The sequence below is a fragment of the Klebsiella huaxiensis genome (genome assembly GCF_003261575.2).
Classification (GTDB): domain Bacteria; phylum Pseudomonadota; class Gammaproteobacteria; order Enterobacterales; family Enterobacteriaceae; genus Klebsiella; species Klebsiella huaxiensis.
The window spans coordinates 4237575-4256338 of record NZ_CP036175.1 but is presented as its reverse complement, the minus strand read 5'-3'; the positions used below and the strand labels follow the sequence as shown (position 1 = coordinate 4256338).

Sequence of the window (18764 nt, the reverse complement as noted above, 5' to 3'; positions counted from 1 at the left end):
CAAAGTTAATATAATTAAATAAGGGCCTGTTATGATTAAAGTCTACCGGTACGCTATTGCTTTATCCTTATTAAGCTATGTTCCTCTCTCTCTGGCGGAGGTGACAACAGTTGAATCAGATTCGTATGAAACCGTCGGGAATATTATTAAAGAGAAAGACTCTCGCTATCAGCCAGAAAATGTCTTACTGGTCTTTGATATCGATAATACGGTCCTGACAGGCCAGCTCGAAGTAGGTAGCGATATCTGGTATCAATGGCAAACCAATAAACTACCGTTGAAACCCAGCCCTGAGCAGAAGGTTTCCTGTTTGTATGAGGACTCTATTGCGCTGCTTTATAACATCGGTACCATGACGTTGACCGATCCCGGGTTAGCAGCGCAGATGAAATCCTGGCAGGAGAAGCATAGCGTTTTCGCGCTGACTTCTCGCGCGCCTGATACCCGTTATGCTACCGAGCGTGAACTGAAAAAGAATGGCGTAAACTTTAGCGTTTCACCGCTTAAGTCGCTAACTGAAACCGACGCACCTCTTTATGAAGGGAGACTTAAACGGTCTTATATTTATGGCAACGGTATCATGCTGTCATCAGGACAGGATAAAGGTGTGATTCTGGATTTCTTACTGAATAAAACGCAGCGTAAATTTAATTCTATAGTATTTGTTGATGATGGTATCGCCAATATCAATGCAATGAAGAATATGCTGGCGAGTGATAAATATAAAAACGTTGATTCCGTTTTGGTTCATTACACCAAAGTAGAATCAGATCTGATTAAGAAGCAGGGTGCAGTATTAACCGCTGAACAGGCGCAGCGGATGAGCAATGAATGGACTAAGCTTTCCAGTACTTTGCAATCGATTTTCCCGGACAGAGTGCAGAGCTGTAGTTCAGACAAGAAATAGCGTTTTCGGCATGAGTAAAGATTAACGGCTCAGGTCATAGCCGTTAATCTTACTTTCCACAGAAGTTACCCCTCTTTCGGCAGGTACAGGCTGATTTGCTCCTGCGTGCAGCCGTAAATTGTCGCCAGCTTTTCGCGAGTGCGCTTTTGCGGGCGGGAGTCGATAGCTTCCAGCTGGGAAACCGCAGACTGACTAATGCCGAGCTTATCGGCTACTTCCTGCTGCGACAGGCCGCGCAGAATGCGCCAGGCAGCCTGCAGGCTGACTTTCTCTTTATCCATGATGTCGCAGACGTCACCTGGTAGCATCACGTCATCATAGATATCGTGTTCTACAGGAATATCTTCAAGATCCGCTGCCGTTTCATCATCCAGTTCGGCTAGCTGCAAGCACATATGGAAGTATTCGTCGTAGGGGATCACGGCGTACTGCGCTTTCCCTTCATCATCCTTAATTATCTGAACAGCCATAGGGCGTATTCTCCTCGTGCAAATAGGTCGTTGAGGTTCTGCGCTTTATGGACACGATAAACAGGTCTCTAAGCGTCATCCCCTGACGTGTGAAGATGATCCGATAATCCCCCACCCGAAGGCGGTAATGATTCTCTGGCTTAACCAACTTTCTGACATCGGGCCGCGGAGCTGAACGGTCGCCTAAATCAGCTAACCTGCTTTTGATTCGCTCCTGATAGCGATAATCGATGTTTGCCAGTTCCTTTTTTGCAACTTTTGACCAGATGATCATGCTATGTACCTCCACTGTACACCTTGATTGAATATAAGGAAATAATAAGATTATTAGATAAATTCTGAATTTCTTATGAGGGTACGATAGCGCAGAGTCATCATCTTACGAAGACAGAAACATCGGCTTTGCGAGGCGACTCGAAAGCGCCTCCGCCGGGCGGCAGAGGCGAATTAAACGGGGGAATTAACCGACGAAGCGTTCGACTTTTTCGAACGCCGCGCGTAGGGTTTCGGCGTTCAGCTCAACCGGCAGGAAATGGATGGACTCCACCGGGCGCAGGGTATGAGCGATGACTTTATCCAGCTCCTGGCGATTGTTGATATCGACTTCCAGCGCTGCCAGAGTGGTCGGCAGGTTAAAGCGCTGATACGCCAGCACTAACTGTGCCAGCACATCGTCCTGACCAAGCAGGGCGCTCTGTACCAGAATGCCGTAGGCGACTTTGGTCCCGTGAAGATACTTCTCGGTCTGCGGCAGCACCGTCAGTCCGTTATGCACCGCATGGGCGGCGGCGACGCGGGTATAGCGCTCGCCTAATCCACCGACCATACCGCCACCAGCGATAATCGCATCGACTACATCGCGGAAAGCCTGGGTTAGCTCGCCGCGCTGCTGGTCGGCCAGCGCGGTTTCGCTGCTTTCCAGCAGCACATCGCGGATCGCCAGCGCGCCGTTGATGCCGAGGCGCACGGTGAGCGGCAGCGTCTCCGGCTGCGGGGCCAGCACCACCGCTTCATACCACTTCGCCAGCGTATCGCCGATACCCGCCAGCAGATATTCCGCCGGTGCGTTGAGGATAATTTGCGGCTCCACCAGCACGAGGAAGTTGGCATCGTCGAAGATTTCAAACTGCAGCGCCTGACCGGCATCGTTGTACCACACCGACAGCGGCGTCCACGCTGCGCAGGTGGCGGCGATGGTGGGGATCGCCACCACCGGCAGGCCGAGGCGGCGGGCCAGCGCTTTAGCGGTATCCAGCAGCGCGCCGCCGCCGACGCCAATCACCACCGACCGATCGTCGCCAGACTCGCGGGCCAGTTCGCTGACGTCGCTTTCGCTGCAATGACCTTTAAATAAGATTCTTTTGGCTCCAGGAGCGTTAAACGCTTCCGGCAGGAATGCCTGCGCGCCAGCGATAGCCCGCTCGCCGTAAACCCACACCGCGCGCGAAAGCTGTTCTTCGCTGTAAAAATCATGCAGTCGGGCCAGGCTGCCTGGATGGGAGTAGTAGTTGGCGGGGCCGGGGACCACGCGGATATCGCTGTGACTCATAAATGCTGTCCTTGTTCTGTTTTGCTAACCCGATGTTATGTCTGGACATCCGGATGGCTAATATTATTTCGTTTTATCTTATGCCTTTTATGCATTTGTCAGTCAAGAGCGGCTATGAAAAATTCGTTAAATCAGAAGATTAATCGACAGGGTACAGGGGATGAGCGGCAATCGCCTTGAGATGCAAAATATTAGCCTGGCCTTTTCCGGCTTGCGGGCACTGAGCAACGTCTCTTTCACCCTGAACGGTGGTTCGGTGCATGCGCTGACCGGGGCCAACGGTGCGGGTAAATCGACGCTCATGGCGGTGTTGTGCGGTACGCACGCGCATTACGAAGGCGAAGTGGTGATCAACAGTCAGTCGGTGAGTATTCGCTCGCCGCGCGATGCCAAACAACTGGGCATTCATCTGGTGCAGCAGGAGGTCGACGTTGCGCTGGTACCGGGCCTGAGCATTGCGGAAAACATTATGCTCGACAGGCTGGCGGAACCGGGGATCGCCTTTCGCTGGGGACGGCTGCGCCAACTGGCGCGCGAAGCGCTGGCCCAGCTAGACGTTAGCCTCGACGTGCGGCGTTCAATCGATAGCTGCACGCTGGCGGAAAAACAGCAAATCCTGCTGGCCCGCGCCCTGTCGCACCATTGCCGCTTTCTTATCCTTGACGAACCCACCGCGCCGCTGGACCAGAACGAAAGCGAACGCCTGTTTGCGGTGGTCCGCCGCCTGCAGCAACAGGGGATTGGCGTGGTGTTTATCTCACACCGAATTCATGAATTAAAAGCGATTTGCGACACCCTGACAGTATTACGCGATGGTCGCCTGATTGAGAGCGGGCCGATGGCTGAACTGAGCGGCGAGCAGATCGTCGAGAAGATGCTCGGCCATGAGCTGAGCGATATCTTCCCGCCGAAGCGTCCGCCGCACGGCGATGAGGTGTTGCTACAGGTTGAAGGGCTGCACGACGAAGGATTGCTGCAGGATATCTCCCTGCGCCTGCGCAAGGGGGAAATTCTTGGTATTGCCGGGCTGGCCGGGGCCGGGAAAACGGAACTGTGCAAGGCGCTGTTTGGCGCCAGTAAAAGTCGCCTGACGCATGGAGAACTGAACAGCCAGCCCTGGCGGCCACGCGATCCGGCGGATTCAGTCGCCCGCGGTCTGGCGCTGGTGCCAGAAGAACGGCGCAAAGAGGGGATTTTTATCGAGGAGCCGGTGGCGATGAATCTGGCGGTCAGCGCCGATAACAGCTTTTCCCGCTGGAGCCTGTTTGGCCATCGTCAGGCCTGGCGCTGGGCAGAAGAAGTCATTGCGCGGGTGGGTATTCGCACTTCCGGACCGGCGCAGACCCTGCGCCGTCTCTCCGGCGGCAACCAGCAGAAGGTGGCGATTGGCAAATGGCTGCGCGGTAACGCCAACGTGCTGATTTTCGATGAGCCGACCAAAGGCGTCGATGTGAAAGCCAAAACGGATCTATTTAATCTGATTGACGGCCTGGCGCGGGAAGGCAAAGGGGTGATTTACGCCTCAGGCGAATTCTCTGAGCTGGTTGGCTTGTGCGATCGCATCTGCGTGCTGTGGGACGGACGCATCGTGGCGGAAATTCCGGGCGCAGAGGCCCGGGAAGAGAACATTCTTTATTACTCCACCGGAGGAGCAGCAGCGTGAGTAAGGCCCTGACAGTTAACGCGACGGTATCGGGCCGTCAGCGATTTTTTGATTTTCTCTACAAATGGGGCATGTTGCTGACCGTTGTTCTGCTGATTGCCGTTTTTGGCCTCGCGTCGGACAACTTCCTCGACCCGTTTAACATCATCAACATCCTGCGCTCCATTGCTATCGTGACGGTAATCGCCATCGGTGTGTCGATATCGCTGACTATTGGCGGCTTTGATTTGTCGGTGGGATCAACCGCCTCGCTGGCCAACGCGCTGGTGATTTCGCTGTTCGTCTGGCACGGCTTTGGGACTACCGAGGCGATCCTTATCACCCTGGCGCTCTGTACTTTAGTTGGGCTGTTTAACGCTTTTCTGATCGTTACCCTGCGTATTCCCGACATGCTGGCGACGCTTGCCAGCCTGTTCGTAATTCAGGGCGTGGCGATGACCTACAGCTACGGCGGATCAATCACCGAAAATATGGTGCTGCCGAGCGGCGATATGGCGGAAGGTGCGATTCCGGCGGCGTTTGGATTACTGGGGCAGGTGCCGACGATTGTCATCATTATGCTGGTGGTGACCGTTGTTGCTCAGCTGGCACTCTCGTTGACCACTCACGGACGGCGGATGTACGCCATCGGCGGCAACCCGGAAGCGGCGCGCCTGTCTGGCCTGCGGATCACTCGCTACAAAGTGGCGGCCTACGTCATTGCCTCTCTGCTGGCAGGGCTGGGCGGCATTCTTCTGGCTTCGCGCATCGGTTCATCACAGGTGAATGCGGGCAGCGGCTATCTGATGGATGCGGTCGCGGCGGCATGGATAGGCTTTTCGCTGGCCGGTTCCGGCAAACCGAACGCGCTCGGTACGCTGGTGGGGGCGGTGATTCTGGGCGTGCTTTCCAACGGCCTGGTGATGCTCTCGGTGCCGTATTACGCAATGGACATTATTAAAGGGCTGGTGCTGGCTGGCGCGCTGGCACTGACTTATTTTCAACGCCGCACCTAATACTTTACAGGGTAAACACTATGAAAAAGATAACGCTGTCACTCATCGCACTGGGGTTATTCAACTCTGCGGCGGCCTTTGCTGAAACCCCGACGCCGGTCCCGGCGGCGATTGCCGAACATAGCGGCCCGATTCGCATCGCGGTGATCCGTAATTTAGGCTCTGACGATAACACGACCCAGTTTGTCTCCGGGGCAATTCAGGAAGGCAAAAAGCTCGGTTTTAAAATCAGCACCTTCCTCAGCAACGGCGATGACGCTAAGTTTCAGGACTTCGTTAACCAGGCGATTAGTCAGAAATATGACGGCATTATTCTTTCCCAGGGACGCGACCCTTACGCCACCGCGCTGGTAAAAAAAGCCGTGGACGCGGGGATTAAAGTCTCGGTCTTCGATACCGCAGTCAACGGCGAAATTCCGGGCGTGACCGTCACTCAGCAGGATGATGCCTCGCTGACCGAACTCTCCTTTGGCCAACTGGTGAAAGACTTCAACGGCAAAGCCAATATCGTCAAGCTGTGGGTCGCGGGCTTCCCGCCGATGGAGCGCCGTCAGGCCGCTTACCAGACATTGCTTAAGCAAAACCCCGGCATCAAGGAGCTGGAGTCGATTGGCGCCGTCTCTTCTGACGTGCAGGGCGATACCGCCAACAAAGTCGGCGCGATCTTAGCCAAATACCCGAAAGGCAAAATTGATGCTATCTGGGGCACCTGGGATGCCTTCAGCCAGGGCGCTTATAAAGCGCTGAAAGAGAATGGCCGCACCGAGATTAAACTCTACAGCATCGATATCTCTAACCAGGATCTGCAGCTGATGCGCGAATCCGGCAGCCCGTGGAAGGTGAGCGTGGCGGTGGATCCGAAGCTTATCGGCGCGACCAACGTGCGCCTGATCGCCAATAAGATTGCTGGTGAAGCGACTCCTGCCACCTACGACTTTAAAGCCGCAGCGATCCCGCAGGCGCTGCTGGCGGCGCAGCCGGGGGCGGTGAACGTCGCTTCGTTGGGTAAAATTATTCCGGGCTGGGGCCAGACCGAAGACTTTATCGCCCCGTGGTTCGCCACTCTGGAAGCTAAGGCAAAATAATGCCCGGTGGCGCTGCGCTTACCGGGCCTACGTTCTGTAGGCCGGGTAAGGCTCAGCCGCCACCCGGCAACAGGAGCTAACGTGACTGCATTACCCACACCCGAATACAGCCGCAATATGCGGCTGATTGGGCATAGCGATCAGGGGGGACGCCCGGACGGCGTTCAGTTGATGGTGCACCGTGGCTTTGCCTATATCGGCCATATGGTGTCGCAAGGCTTTTCGGTGGTCGACGTGCGCGATCCGAAAAATCCGCGAACGGTCAATTACATTGCCGCGCCGCCCGGTACCTGGAACGTCCATTTGCAGGCCCATGACGATCTGCTGCTGGTGATCAACGCCCGGGATCTGTTTGCGGATACCCGTTTTGCTGACGAAAAGGTTTACTACACCCGCTCGGTGGGCGAGACGGTCAGCGATGTGCAGGACAAGGGCTGGAGCGCCGGGCTACGAATTTTTGATATTTCGACGCCGGATCAACCGCGCGAAATCAGCTTCCTGTCGCTCAATGGGATCGGCATTCACCGGATCTGGTACGTCGGTGGACGCTGGGCCTACGTTTCCGCGCTGATCGACGGTTTTAGCGATTATATTTTCCTGACCATCGATCTGGCCGATCCGCGTAAACCTGAAGTCGCCGGGCGCTGGTGGCTGCCGGGGATGAATCAGGCGGCGGGGGAAACCCCGCAGTGGCCGGAAGGTAAGCGCTACGCCCTGCATCACGCGATTATCGCCGGGGACATCGCCTACGGTAGCTGGCGCGACGGCGGCCTGACGCTGCTGGATGTCAAAGACCGTGCTCAGCCGAAGTTGATTAGCCATCGCAACTGGAGTCCGCCGTTTGGCGGCGGTACCCACACCGCGCTGCCGCTACCGGACCGCGATCTGCTGGTGGTGCTTGATGAAGCGGTGCTGGATAACCAGCAGGATGGCGAGAAGCTGATCTGGCTGTTTGATATTCGTGACCCGACAAACCCGGTGAGTATCTCGACTTTCCCGCAGCCGGATGAGACCGACTATGTGGCGAAAGGAGCACACTTTGGCCCGCATAATCTGCATGAAAACCGTCCCGGTAGCTTTGTCAGCTCAACGCTGATTTTTGCCACGTACCAGAATGCGGGCGTTCGCGCTTACGATATATCCAACCCTTATCGACCGGTGGAAACCGGAGCGCTGGTGCCTGCCGCTCCGGCAAAAATGATGGATACCCGCCCTGGCCGTCCGCGGGTGATTCAGTCCTGCGACGTGTTTGTTGATGCGCAGGGCATTATCTACAGCACCGACTATAACGGCGGGCTGTCGGTAATTGAGTATCTGGGGTAGGAATATTTCCCGGAGGCGGCGCATTGCGCCTGTCCGGGCTACGGGTCTGTGCGGTTTGTGGGTTTTGTAGCCCGGACAGATGCGTAGCATCGCCTCCGGGGGAGTGGGGGAATCCCCGGAGGCGGCGCTTGATACTCATTAACCGTACTGACGAATTCGCGCAATCAGCTCTTCGACGCTGTCGATACGATCGGCAATCACAATCAGCGCTTTACCCAGCGTGATGGCGTGGCGCAGGCATTCATGGCGCATGGCTTCGTCCTGAATAGTGTCGATATCCGCCACGTGCGACAGCCCGACGCTGCGGCGAATCAGCTCGGTACCGCAGAAGCCAATGGCATCGGCCCACGCTTTTTTCAGGAACGTGGAGGCGTAGCCGGAGTAAGCCAGCGCAGCATCGCGGGTTTTCTCCGCCGCCAGCGCCTGGAAACGCTCGGCGAAGGTATTCCAGAACTGCTGAATATCGTTCAGGCGCTGCTCGCGTGCGGCGGCGGCATCGCGAATACCTAAATGCCCAGGTAGGCCGCAGTAGTTGAGCAGCAGGTTGCCGATGGCGGTGCCGATATCAAAACCAATCGGCCCGAAATAACCGAACTCGGCGTCTATAGCTTTAAAGCTGCCTTCGGCGACGAATATCGAGCCGCTATGGATATCGCCGTGCAGCAGCGCTTCGGCATGGGAGAAGAAACGGTGCTTTAGCGCCGCAACCGCCAGCTTTAGCTGTGTGTCGTCGCGCAGGGCGGCGACATCGGCTTCCAGCGCAGCGGGGTAATTATTGCGTTCGTGAACCTGATACGGATCGTTAAAGAACAGGTCCTCGGTGATTTCGCACATCTCGGGGTTGATAAACTGCGCCACCTGGGCTTTTTTCTCATGCGGATGCAGATAAAAGTCGCTGGTATGAAACAGCGCCTGGGCCAGATATTCGCCCAGCTGGCTGGCGGCCTGCGGGTAGTAAACGTTGTTAATCAGCTCGCCGCGCCAGATGCGATGATCGGAGAGATCTTCCATCACCATCACCGCCAGCTCGGGATCGAAATGCAGAATTTGTACCGTGTGCTGCGGGCAGTGCTGATAGTGAGCGACCAGAGTTTGCGCCTCAAGGCGGGCGCGGTCGAGCGTCAGCGGCCAGGACTCCCCGACGCAGCGCACGTAGGGCAGGGCCTGCTTGACGATAACCCGGCTGACGCCCTGGGTATCATAAATTTTAAACACCAGGTTGAGGTTGCCGTCGCCCACTTCCTGTGCGGACACCAGTTCTGACGGGTTATCGAGACCGCCAAATTGTTGTGCGTAAGCCACCGCATCGTTGGCGGTGAAAGTATGGTATTGCGACATTGCCTCGATCCTCAAAATTCTGATTAAGCCGTTCAGACGTCTATACTTCTGGATTCCATCCTGACACAATGTGATACAACAACGCAACAGGGATTTAACTAAATGCAGACACTACAGACCACCAGCCTGCGGGTAAGCGAAAATCAGCTCTTTATTCTTGACCAGCAGGCTCTACCGCAGGAGAAACGCTGGCTGGCGGCGGATAACGTGGCGCTGCTGGTGGACCATATTCTCGCGCTACGGGTACGCGGCGCACCGCTGATTGGCCTTTCTGCCAGCCTGCTGCTGGCGCTGTTGGGGAAGCGCGGCCTGACCCGCGATGAACTTTCTCAGGCGCTGGAGACGCTGCGCGCGGCGCGCCCGACGGCGGTGAATCTGATGAACAATCTCGATCGCATGAAGCTGGCGCTGGCGGAAGAGAACTATCCCCAGGCGCTGGAAGCGGAAGCGCTGCGCCTGATCGAAGAAGATAAGCAGCTTTGCGCCCATATTGCCGAAGCGGGCAGCGCGCTGGTCACGCCGGGCAGCCGCCTGTTAACCCACTGTAATACCGGCGGTCTGGCGACGGCGGGAGTCGGCACTGCACTGGGGGTGATTGCGCTGGCGCACGAACAGGGGAAAGTGGCGAACGTGTGGGTGGATGAAACGCGTCCTCTGCTACAGGGCGGACGCCTCACCGCCTGGGAGCTGGGTGAGCTGGGCGTGCCGTATCGGTTGATTACCGATTCGATGGCCGCCAGCCTGATGGCGCAGGGGCAGGTCGATGCGGTTTGGGTCGGCGCTGACCGTATTGCGGCTAACGGCGACGTGGCGAACAAAATCGGCACCTATTCGCTGGCGGTGCTGGCGAAATATCACCAGATCCCGTTTTACGTGGCTGCGCCGCAGACCACCCTTGACCGTCATTGCCCGAACGGCGCAGCGATCCCGATTGAGCAGCGGGCGGCGGCGGAAGTGACCGGCGTGGCCGGAAGTTTTGGCGCGGTGCAGTGGGCGCCGAAAGAAGCTGCGGTCTACAACCCAGCGTTTGACGTGACGCCCGCCGCGCTGATTAGCGGCTGGGTGCTGGATACTGGCGTGGTGACCCCGGCGCAGGTTGCAGCCGGGGCGTTTGCGCCAGAAAGCGCGTAAGTTAAAACGCGAAGCTACCTCCATAGCTTCGCGTCCGTTATGGATAAAGCGCACCTCTCTCAATTGCCTACGAACGGTTGTCGGTCAGGTAAGGCGCTAGCCGCCACCTGACAAGCGTGCGGGCACGATAATTAAATCATGGCAGCACCATCTCGACTGCCGGAGCGGACTGCCGGTCGATATGCTGGCCCAGCGCCGTCTGCGCTGCCTGATAAGGGCACAGCGTCCCGACATCAGTCGTCTGGCAACCCGCCTGACGCCACTCCTGGCGCAGCATTGGGTGCTGGCTATCCGGCGTTTGCAGACGGCGTAAATCGTCCAGACTTTGCGCCTGGAAGTAGACGCGGAGGTAGCGTTGACCGCTGTGGGTATCGCGCCAGCGTTCCAGCACCAGGCTGCTGCCCGGCGGGATATTGCCCCGACTGTATCCCGGTAGCTGCCAGCTAAAATCCATCAGCGTACGTACCATGGCGATATTGGTATCGTGGGCCACCAGCAACAGCCAGCGCACGTTCGGCGTTGCGTCTTCTTTTACTCCTTCAAGCATGGCGTTAAGCAGAATCGACCCGCGTTTTTGCGCGGTATAAAAAACGTCGTTGCTCAGGTCGTAGTTCTCCGTGAGCAGCGGCAGCAGGGCGGTTATCTGGCTGGAGCGGGTGATATTGCCCCACGCCAGCTGGCTAACCGGTAGATTTTCGCTCCAGCCCAGGCGCAGCGTCTCGACCATATTCGCCATCACGCTCAGCCCGCTAATCGACGTTTTGCCGCTTTTGCTCTGCTCGACCTGCCATGGCTGCTCGAACACCGGGCAGGGCTTATCGGGAACGCAGACCGCGTTTTTCAGTCGCTGAATCGCCGGAGCCAGCGCCTGCCGACGCTGTGCCAGATCTCCGGCTTTCGCTTTGACCTCCGCCAGCTGGCGAGCGGGGTCGGTTTGCGTGGCGGCAAACTTATCGGTCTGAAACAGCGGGTCGGCGTCGGTGCTGACGTGATGAATCTCTACGCCGCAGCCGGGAAATGCACCGTCAACCAGCGCTTGTGCGGTGGCTCGCGTGCGCTGCAAGGGGCTGGCGCGAACGTAAATCTCCCCGCTCGCCGGGCAGCCCACCGTCAGCAGGCCGAGCTGGCGATAGTGTGCGCCTTCTTCGCGTCCTTTATTCACCACCGCGGCATAGCCATGGCCGGTCAATTCGCCGTCGTGAGTGGTCCACTGGGTCCACGGGCGCTGGGTTGCCGCTTCGATGGCCTCCCGGTTGCCTGGCGTTGGCGGGCGAATACCATGGCGGCTGAGTTCAACCACTTTTTCCAGTTGATATTGCGCAGCGGCGTGGCCCGGGGCCGCCAGCAGCGGCAGGGCGCAGGTAAGCAGCAGGCGTAGCAAAACCTGATGTCGTACAGGCATCATAAAATCTTCCTTATGGGTTAAAGGGTTATGAAGAGAATGAAGTCTGACGTTCTATCGCGTGTCGCCTGGCGACAATCGCGGCGGTGGTAAAACAGAATAGCGCCGACATCAGGCCGGTGCCCACCCAAAACAGCGACAGCGTACTGAAGTCGTACAGCGTTTTACCGTTTTCGATAATTGCCGTTTTGTCGATGATTATCCCGGTCAAAAATTCGCCGAGACCGGCCCCCGCGTAGCTGGCGATGCCGATGGTGCCGAGCGCTGCGCCTGCGGCTTTGCGCGATGAGATATCGACGGCAATTAATCCGCCGAGGAAGCAGGTCAATGCGCCAATGGTCGCGCCGAAGATAATCATCGCCAGAATATCGCTGTAGTAGCCGTGCGGCGACCAGAGCATTAGCGCAAAGCCTGCGGTGTTGAGCAAGCTGATAAACCCGGCCATCACGCTGCGGTTACGCGGGAAAAAGCGGTCAGAGAGCATCCCGGCAATAATGGTTCCGGCAATACCCGCGATGGCGTTGACCCCAATAATCCCGGAAGCTTCCAGCGTTGAGTAGGCTTTATCCTGCTCAAGGAAGAAGATCCCCCACGAGTTCACTGCATAGCGGTCGATATACATAAATGCCGAGGCCAGCGCCAGCGTCCACAAGGCCGGATTGCGCAGCGCCAGCAGCTGGTTTTTAAACACCGAGCCACGCGCTTCGGTCTCCTCCTGCGGTTCATCGCGAATCACGTTGATTGACGGAAAGCCGCTGCTTTGCGGGGAGTCGCGCATAAACAGCAGGAGCAGCACCACCCCGGCAGCGCCGAGCGCGGCGGTCGAGAGATAGCCCATCTGCCAGCCGAACCCGGCAATCACCGCCGCGATCACCATATAGGTCATCGCTTCGCCGATGTTATGCGCCGTTGACCAGATGGCGTAAAAGGTGCCCCTCTCTTTGCAGCCGTACCAGCGCGCCAGCGACACCGCGCACGGGCCGACGCCCATCGATTGCGCCCAGCCGTTGATCCCCCAGAAGATGGCCAGCAGCATGGCGTTGGTGGTCATTCCCATCATCAGGTTCATCCCGGCGCTCAGCAGCAGCCCGAGGCTCATATAGCGCACGACGTTGGCATGATCGGCGATAAAACCGTTCACCAGCTTGCCGATGGCGTAGCTAAAAAACAGCGTTGAGCCGATCATGCCAAGCTCGGTCGGAGTGATGCCAAGCTCAACCAGCGCGCTCTTGGCGACGGTAAACGACAGCCGGCAAACATAGAACGTGACGTACGCCAGGGTCATGGCAATAAAGGTTTGCCAGCGCACGCTGCGAAAGCGCTGCTCGTTGAACTCTCCGCCCGTTTTGGGCGGCGAAGCGCGAAAAAATGCGATAATTCCAGACATTGTGTTATCTCCGAAGGTCGGAGGCCTGACTGATTAGTGTGGTTCATCCTTGAGGGTTCATTTTCGTTGTGTAGAGTACATAATCAGATAAAGCCTGACCCCATACGGGTTAAGGTAATGGGTGGCAAAGCATGTTTTTTAATTGTGGATAGAGCGTTTTACTGGCCAGCAGCAGCGGGTTGCCATTGCGAATGCCATCCGCTGCCAGGTAGTCGTTGGTGAGGCCGCCTGCTTCGCGCATCAGCACCAGCCCCGGCAGGCCATCCCACGGATTCATATGCGGTTCGTAGTAGCCGATTAAGCGTCCTGCCGCCGCCCACGCGCTCATTAATGCCCCGGAGCCGTTGCGGATAAACATGCCGCCGTCGCTGAGCAGCGCATCGAGGAAAGGCAGGAAGAGAGCAGGCGTCACGCGATGCGACGTGCCGACGCCCATGACTCCCTCTTTGACCGTGGCTGCCGGATGCGGCGTGATAGGCGCGTCATTGAGCCACGCACCCTGGCCTTTCAGTGCGTGGAACAGCTCGCGATGGTTGGGGTCATACACCACGCCGATAACCGGTTCGCCGTCGGCGACGATAGCCAGCGAAAGACACCAGGTATGCAGGCCGTTAAGAAAACAGCTGGTGCCGTCGATAGGGTCGACCACCCACAGCACGCGGGCGTCTGGCATCTGCGTTCCGCTCTCCTCGCCAAGAAAACCATCCTGTGGGAACGCGCCGAGAATGCGTTGCTTAACAAACTCTTCGACCCGCTTATCGGCGATGCTGACCACATCCTGTAGGTCATCGCCTTTGTGATCCACCGCCAGCCGGTCGCGCTGTTGATAGTATTCGAAAGCTAATTCCGCACCGGCCTTAGCCAGCTCGCAGGCCAGGCGATAGCGGGCTTGCAGAGCATCTGATTCCAGGGGTTTCATGCTTATTCTCCATTTTTGCACACGTGTGCATTTTGCGTGTAAAAAATAGCCCCGAAGGGCGAAATGAGTGTGGAGGGATCTTAAAGATTATTCTGTGATCGCGTCTGCATAAAATAAAATTTTCATTTTGCGCTTTGACGAATGATTAATTTCACCGGTACTTCGCGGTGTCGCGAGGGCAGGCTGAACTTGGCGATCCTAGTGACCAGTAGATCCACCGCGTGATGGGCGAGCAGGGCGGTATTCTGCTGCACGGTGGTGAGCTGGTAGGGTTGCCAGTCGGCCTGGGGGATATCATCGAAGCCAACAATTGCTGGCAGGGGCGCGGAAGGGTTATCTGCCCGCAGACCGTCCAGCGCGCCGAGCGCCAGCATATCAGTGGCGCAAAATAGTGCCTGGAGCTGCGGATGCGCTGCGAGCAACTGCCTGGCGGCGGCAAAGCCTGCCTGATAACCGGCGCTTTCGCAGAAATGCGCGGCAACGTCCATACCTTGAGTATGGGCGACAAACGCTTCGTAGCGCTGCCGGGTGCTGAAGTTATCCAGACTTTCGCCAATAAACCCGGCCTGTTGCCACTGACGCTGGGTAAATAAATCGGCAACCATTTTTGCACCCTGGGCGTTATCGCTGCAAACGCGGTCGCAGCCGGTTAAGTCGGCGTGACGGTTGATAAGCGTCACCGGGATTTTTCGCTCCAGGTACTCTTCCGCCAACGACAGCGGCGGCGCCCCTGAGGTTATAATGACTCCTGCGACGTGATAGCTCAGCAGCTGTTTAAGCGACGGGGCAAGCTGCTGCGGATCGTCGGCGTTCATCAGCAGCGGCATAAAGCCGTTGAGCGCCAGCTGGTGAACCAGCGGCGACAGCAGCTTGCTGCGAAACGGGTTATCAAATCCGGCCGTGACGATGCCGATAAAATTGCTGCTGCCGGTAATCATCGTGCGGGCGATGATATTGACCTGATAGCCGAGCGTTTCCGCAGCGGCGAGAACTTTCTGCCGGGTTTTATCCGCCACCGACGCGCCGGGCGTAAAAGTGCGGGAAACCGCCGAACGAGAGACGCCTGCGAGTCGGGCAACGTCCTCAGCCTTAATCCATTTTTTTTCGCTCATAGTGTCAGGGTACGGGTTGTTCTCAGGGAGCCATGGTCGGCAACGAAAAGTAGTAAGAAGGTACCACATAAATCCCTGAGCGCGCAGAGGGTTGATGCGCTTTCCCTGTCAGCTTTTGATATATATTATTCCTAATCATTTATTTCACTAAGCATTGTAATAATATGGATATATGTGTGGCTAAAATAAAAATTCTTTATAAAACAAAAAATTAAACTCTCTTTTTTTAGCATATTCATGTGACGCATAAGTTATGCTATCTGCGTTATGGACAGCAATTATTTCCGCAAGCTAATTTCATCTGTATTACCAGGGCTGAATACAAATATTGTTCGATTTATAACTTGCGGAGTCAAACCTGTGGCAAGAAACCATTTTTTGCGTATTTCCGGCGCGGCGATATTAACTATGCTGGCGTTGCCTTCTTTATCTACGGCCTATGCGGCCAATGTTAAAATCGTTATCAACCAGTCGCCATGGCTCGATGGCTTTAAAAAAACAGTCGAAAAATATAATCATGACACCGGAAATAACGTCAGTATTGATGCGGTACCCTATGGCGGATTACTCGATAAAATTCGCAGTTCGGTGCGGGCGAAGGAAGGTGTCTATGATATCACTATGATAGATATCAACTGGTTAGGAGAGTTCTACGGTGGCGGTTTTCTGACGCCGATTAAAAGCATTGAAGCTGATTATCGCCTGCCTCAGCAGGTGCTGACATTTGGCGATGCGCTTTACTGGGACAATGCGCGCAAGGTTTTCAATAAACAATCTGGCGATCTCTATACCTTCCCGGTTACCGCGAATCCGCAGCTGTTTTATTATCGCAAAGATATTTACCAGAAGGCCGGGTTGACCCCGCCGAAAACCTGGGAAGAGTTAACTGAGAATACAAAAAAACTGCATCAGCCGCCGCGACAATATGGTTTTTTGATTCGTGGTGGTCCGCAGGATATCGTTTTTGATATTTCACCCTTTCTGCTCTCTGCCGGTGGTGGGATATTTAAGGATCCGCGTGAAGGTGATTTTAATATTATCCTCAATAGCCCGGAAACGTTGCGTGGGCTTAAATACTATATTGCCATAGCAAAAGCCGGTTACAGCAATCCAGGTGCGTTAACCCAGGGAGAATTAATTCAGCTTTTCGCCACCGGGAAAGCCGCGCAGGCGAATATTGTGGCGGCGGCCCGGGGCCCGCTGAGCAATCCGGATAGCTCCATCGTTACGGATAAGTATGGCGTCACGGTTATTCCTCACCCCGCGGGAGCGAAGGGGGTTTATGCCGCAGGACACTGGGTTGGCGGTATTCCACAGAATATTCCGGCGGCAAACAAGCAGGCAGCGCTGGATTTCTTCAAATGGTATGAAGAACAGGCCAACCAGGTATATCTGTATGAATCTGGTGGTGTGCCGGTACGTTCCGATCTGGTGGGCGTTGCAAAAGACCCGCTCAACTTCTTACCTGCGCTGACGGAAGCGACCGCCGAGGCGCAGATTATTAGCCCGGTTAAGGAGTCCGCCCAGATCAACGCGCTGCTGGGGCTCCAGCTTTACAAAGCGCTGAGCGGTGAACAGTCGGCGGAGAAGGCGCTGAATACCGCCGCACATCAGGTATATCAGCTGCTGTCGGCGGCGGGTTATCAAACGCAGCTTCCGCCGGATCTGCCTGATGATGCCGCGAGTAAAGGATAATCGCTATGTCTGGACAACCTCTCTCCGTGCTTCGGCCCTTATCCTCTTCACGCCATCAGCACCGTGACTGGTGGCCGTGGCTAGCATTGACGCCGCTGATTGTCATTATTGCCGCGTTGATGGTTACCCCAGTGATCCATCTTTTCAGCCTGATCACCCAGGAGGTGAGCTGGCAGGATGGACGCGCCGTCACCCGGTTTGTCGGACTGGATAATATTCGCGCTTTTCTCGCCAATCCCTACTACTGGCCGGGGCTGGTCAATACGCTGGCGTTTTCCGTTATTGCCGTGACGCTGCAAGTTGTTATCGGTTTTGCGCTGGCGCTGGCGGTTAACGATATGAAGAAAGAGCCGCGTTTACTGACAACCATCCTGCTGCTGCCGATTGTGATTTCTCCCATCGTAATCGGTGCGATGTGGCGACTGATCCTCAACAACGACTCTGGGGTGCTTAACGTGGTGCTGAGTCAACTGGATATCGTACCGCCTGACTGGTTGGGAACACCATCGCTGGCGTTTCTATCGGTGATTGTGGTTGATGTCTGGCACTGGACGCCGTTTTCCTTCCTGTTGCTGCTTGCGGGCCTGAAGGCGCTGCCCCGCGAGGTGCTGGAGGCTGCCCAACTGGATGGTTGCAGCCGCTGGCAGCGCCTGCGTTTCGTCATTTTACCCATGATGTGGCCAGCGCTATTGATAACCCTGATGCTGCGCATCATCTTCTCGTTCAAGGTCTTTGATGAAATCTATCTGCTGACCAAAGGCGGACCAGGTACCGCCACCGAGATGGTCAGCTACTCCATTTATCGCGCCTTTTTTATTGAGGACCGTGAGGGGCTGGGGGCAGTGATGTCCCTGTTTACCTTCTTCATTATTGCTCTGCTGCTGGTGGTATTGATGAGCCTACGTAAGCGGAGGATAAGCTGATGCTGCTATCGCTACGCGGGCGCGCCCGGCTGTTTACGGCTGGTCGTGGCGCCGCAATCACGTTGTACGCTGTGCTGGTGCTGTTTCCTTTTATCTGGTTATTGAGCACCGCATTTAAAAAGCAAATCGATATTCTGCTCGCCCGTTTTGTGTTTACGCCGACGCTGACTACTTTGCGTGAGCTGTTATTCGACCCCGGCTCGATGTTTAGCGCTTATTTCGTCAACAGCGTGGTGATTACGCTGACCACGACCGCGATTATCGTCGCCGTGACGCTGTTTTCCGCCTACGCGCTGACCACCGTACGTAAGCTGCCTCCCGCGTTAGGGGCGGTTCTGCTTGGCTGGTGCCTGCTGTTCAACCTGTTGCCGGTGGTGACCTTTGTGGGTTCCTGGTTCAATCTTTTTCGCCAGTTGGGCCTCTACGATACGCGGATTGCCATCATTATCGCCAGCGTGGCCGCCTGGCTACCCATGGCGCTCTGGCTGGGCGTGACGTTTGCCCGCGAGATCCCTAAAGAGCTGCTGGATGCCGCCAGCGTTGACGGCTGTAGCCACTGGCAACGCTTTCGCTACGTTTTCGTACCGCTGATTAGATCCGGTATGACCGCAACGACGATTCTGGTGCTGCTGTTTGTGTGGAATGACTTTCCGATAGCGTTAATTCTCAGTTCGGAGCAGGCGCGAACTCTGCCCGTATACATCACTGCTTTTTCGCAAAATGAACAGATTCGCTATGCGGAAATGGCCTCTTCATCCCTGCTGGTTTCGATTCCGGTACTGCTGCTGCTCGTGGTGGGCCAGCGCTTTATCGTCAAAGGATTACTGTCCGGCGCGGTGAAGGCATGACATTAAAAAGGAAAATC

The 18764-nt window shown here is 56.2% G+C and carries 17 protein-coding genes; 9 read left to right on the top strand and 8 right to left on the bottom strand.

What is annotated here, in order from left to right; genetic code table 11:
• Window positions 1-31 precede the first annotated feature (31 nt).
• Complete coding sequence (locus DA718_RS20385; protein WP_112214570.1) at window positions 32-907, top strand: DUF2608 domain-containing protein; 876 nt, start codon at window positions 32-34, stop codon at window positions 905-907.
• Between the two features lie 65 nt (window positions 908-972).
• Here the strand turns inward: DA718_RS20385 and DA718_RS20380 are convergent, their stop codons facing one another.
• The 3 genes from DA718_RS20380 to DA718_RS20370 all read right to left on the bottom strand — a co-directional run bounded on the left by DA718_RS20380 (window position 973) and on the right by DA718_RS20370 (window position 2926).
• Window positions 973-1377: a helix-turn-helix domain-containing protein gene (locus DA718_RS20380; RefSeq protein ID WP_112214569.1), complete on the bottom strand. Its 405-nt coding sequence runs from the start codon at window positions 1375-1377 to the stop codon at window positions 973-975.
• On the bottom strand, window positions 1358-1651 hold the full coding sequence (locus DA718_RS20375) for a type II toxin-antitoxin system RelE family toxin (protein ID WP_112214568.1): 294 nt from the start codon (window positions 1649-1651) through the stop codon (window positions 1358-1360). The genes DA718_RS20380 and DA718_RS20375 overlap by 20 nt, the downstream gene beginning before the upstream one ends.
• A gap of 186 nt (window positions 1652-1837) precedes the next feature.
• Window positions 1838-2926 carry an oxidoreductase gene (locus DA718_RS20370; RefSeq protein ID WP_112214567.1) on the bottom strand — a complete coding sequence of 363 codons (1089 nt, stop codon included), beginning with the start codon at window positions 2924-2926 and terminating at the stop codon, window positions 1838-1840.
• Window positions 2927-3086: 160 nt separating this feature from the next.
• On the opposite strand from DA718_RS20370, the gene DA718_RS20365 reads away from it, so the two are divergent.
• The 4 genes from DA718_RS20365 to DA718_RS20350 all read left to right on the top strand — a co-directional run bounded on the left by DA718_RS20365 (window position 3087) and on the right by DA718_RS20350 (window position 7992).
• Entirely contained in the window at window positions 3087-4589 is a 1503-nt protein-coding gene (locus tag DA718_RS20365) for a sugar ABC transporter ATP-binding protein (RefSeq protein ID WP_112214566.1), read from the top strand.
• Window positions 4586-5584, top strand: a complete 999-nt coding sequence (locus DA718_RS20360; RefSeq protein ID WP_112214565.1) for an ABC transporter permease — start codon at window positions 4586-4588, stop codon at window positions 5582-5584. The genes DA718_RS20365 and DA718_RS20360 overlap by 4 nt, the downstream gene beginning before the upstream one ends.
• 20 nt (window positions 5585-5604) lie before the next feature.
• Window positions 5605-6669 (top strand): sugar ABC transporter substrate-binding protein, encoded by a 1065-nt coding sequence (locus DA718_RS20355; RefSeq protein ID WP_112214564.1) that lies wholly within the window; start codon window positions 5605-5607, stop codon window positions 6667-6669.
• An 81-nt stretch (window positions 6670-6750) separates the two neighbouring features.
• Window positions 6751-7992: an LVIVD repeat-containing protein gene (locus DA718_RS20350; protein ID WP_112214563.1), complete on the top strand. Its 1242-nt coding sequence runs from the start codon at window positions 6751-6753 to the stop codon at window positions 7990-7992.
• A gap of 138 nt (window positions 7993-8130) precedes the next feature.
• On the opposite strand, the gene mtnK is transcribed toward DA718_RS20350, so the two are convergent.
• A complete protein-coding gene (gene mtnK / locus DA718_RS20345; RefSeq protein WP_112214562.1) occupies window positions 8131-9330 on the bottom strand; it encodes an S-methyl-5-thioribose kinase in 1200 nt (399 codons plus the stop codon).
• 102 nt (window positions 9331-9432) lie between these two features.
• Between mtnK and mtnA the strand changes: the two genes are divergently transcribed.
• Complete coding sequence (mtnA, locus tag DA718_RS20340; protein WP_112214561.1) at window positions 9433-10461, top strand: S-methyl-5-thioribose-1-phosphate isomerase; 1029 nt, start codon at window positions 9433-9435, stop codon at window positions 10459-10461.
• 136 nt (window positions 10462-10597) lie between these two features.
• On the opposite strand, the gene DA718_RS20335 is transcribed toward mtnA, so the two are convergent.
• The 4 genes from DA718_RS20335 to DA718_RS20320 all read right to left on the bottom strand — a co-directional run bounded on the left by DA718_RS20335 (window position 10598) and on the right by DA718_RS20320 (window position 15281).
• The gene (locus DA718_RS20335; RefSeq protein ID WP_112214560.1) at window positions 10598-11866 is read right to left on the bottom strand and encodes a histidine-type phosphatase; all 1269 of its coding nucleotides are present in this window, start codon (window positions 11864-11866) and stop codon (window positions 10598-10600) included.
• A 25-nt stretch (window positions 11867-11891) separates the two neighbouring features.
• Entirely contained in the window at window positions 11892-13250 is a 1359-nt protein-coding gene (locus DA718_RS20330) for an MFS transporter (RefSeq protein WP_112214559.1), read from the bottom strand.
• 109 nt (window positions 13251-13359) lie between these two features.
• The gene (locus tag DA718_RS20325) at window positions 13360-14169 is read right to left on the bottom strand and encodes an inositol monophosphatase family protein (RefSeq protein ID WP_112214558.1); all 810 of its coding nucleotides are present in this window, start codon (window positions 14167-14169) and stop codon (window positions 13360-13362) included.
• A 122-nt stretch (window positions 14170-14291) separates the two neighbouring features.
• Entirely contained in the window at window positions 14292-15281 is a 990-nt protein-coding gene (locus DA718_RS20320; protein WP_112214557.1) for a LacI family DNA-binding transcriptional regulator, read from the bottom strand.
• A 360-nt stretch (window positions 15282-15641) separates the two neighbouring features.
• On the opposite strand from DA718_RS20320, the gene DA718_RS20315 reads away from it, so the two are divergent.
• The 3 genes from DA718_RS20315 to DA718_RS20305 are packed head-to-tail and all read left to right on the top strand — an operon-like array spanning window position 15642 to window position 18747.
• On the top strand, window positions 15642-16976 hold the full coding sequence (locus tag DA718_RS20315) for an extracellular solute-binding protein (protein WP_167492805.1): 1335 nt from the start codon (window positions 15642-15644) through the stop codon (window positions 16974-16976).
• Window positions 16977-16981: 5 nt separating this feature from the next.
• Window positions 16982-17899, top strand: coding sequence for a carbohydrate ABC transporter permease (locus DA718_RS20310; RefSeq protein WP_112214555.1), 918 nt, complete (start codon window positions 16982-16984; stop codon window positions 17897-17899).
• Window positions 17899-18747: a carbohydrate ABC transporter permease gene (locus DA718_RS20305; protein WP_112214554.1), complete on the top strand. Its 849-nt coding sequence runs from the start codon at window positions 17899-17901 to the stop codon at window positions 18745-18747. The genes DA718_RS20310 and DA718_RS20305 overlap by 1 nt, the downstream gene beginning before the upstream one ends.
• The last annotated feature ends 17 nt before the right edge of the window (window positions 18748-18764 follow it).

Coding starts and splice junctions, on each gene's coding strand:
- DA718_RS20385 (WP_112214570.1), top strand. CDS start 32: ATGATTAAAGTCTACCGGTACGCTATTGCTTTATCCTTATTAAGCTAT.
- DA718_RS20380 (WP_112214569.1), bottom strand. CDS start 1,377: ATGGCTGTTCAGATAATTAAGGATGATGAAGGGAAAGCGCAGTACGCC.
- DA718_RS20375 (WP_112214568.1), bottom strand. CDS start 1,651: ATGATCATCTGGTCAAAAGTTGCAAAAAAGGAACTGGCAAACATCGAT.
- DA718_RS20370 (WP_112214567.1), bottom strand. CDS start 2,926: ATGAGTCACAGCGATATCCGCGTGGTCCCCGGCCCCGCCAACTACTAC.
- DA718_RS20365 (WP_112214566.1), top strand. CDS start 3,087: ATGAGCGGCAATCGCCTTGAGATGCAAAATATTAGCCTGGCCTTTTCC.
- DA718_RS20355 (WP_112214564.1), top strand. CDS start 5,605: ATGAAAAAGATAACGCTGTCACTCATCGCACTGGGGTTATTCAACTCT.
- mtnK (WP_112214562.1), bottom strand. CDS start 9,330: ATGTCGCAATACCATACTTTCACCGCCAACGATGCGGTGGCTTACGCA.
- mtnA (WP_112214561.1), top strand. CDS start 9,433: ATGCAGACACTACAGACCACCAGCCTGCGGGTAAGCGAAAATCAGCTC.
- DA718_RS20335 (WP_112214560.1), bottom strand. CDS start 11,866: ATGATGCCTGTACGACATCAGGTTTTGCTACGCCTGCTGCTTACCTGC.
- DA718_RS20330 (WP_112214559.1), bottom strand. CDS start 13,250: ATGTCTGGAATTATCGCATTTTTTCGCGCTTCGCCGCCCAAAACGGGC.
- DA718_RS20325 (WP_112214558.1), bottom strand. CDS start 14,169: ATGAAACCCCTGGAATCAGATGCTCTGCAAGCCCGCTATCGCCTGGCC.
- DA718_RS20320 (WP_112214557.1), bottom strand. CDS start 15,281: ATGAGCGAAAAAAAATGGATTAAGGCTGAGGACGTTGCCCGACTCGCA.
- DA718_RS20310 (WP_112214555.1), top strand. CDS start 16,982: ATGTCTGGACAACCTCTCTCCGTGCTTCGGCCCTTATCCTCTTCACGC.
- DA718_RS20305 (WP_112214554.1), top strand. CDS start 17,899: ATGCTGCTATCGCTACGCGGGCGCGCCCGGCTGTTTACGGCTGGTCGT.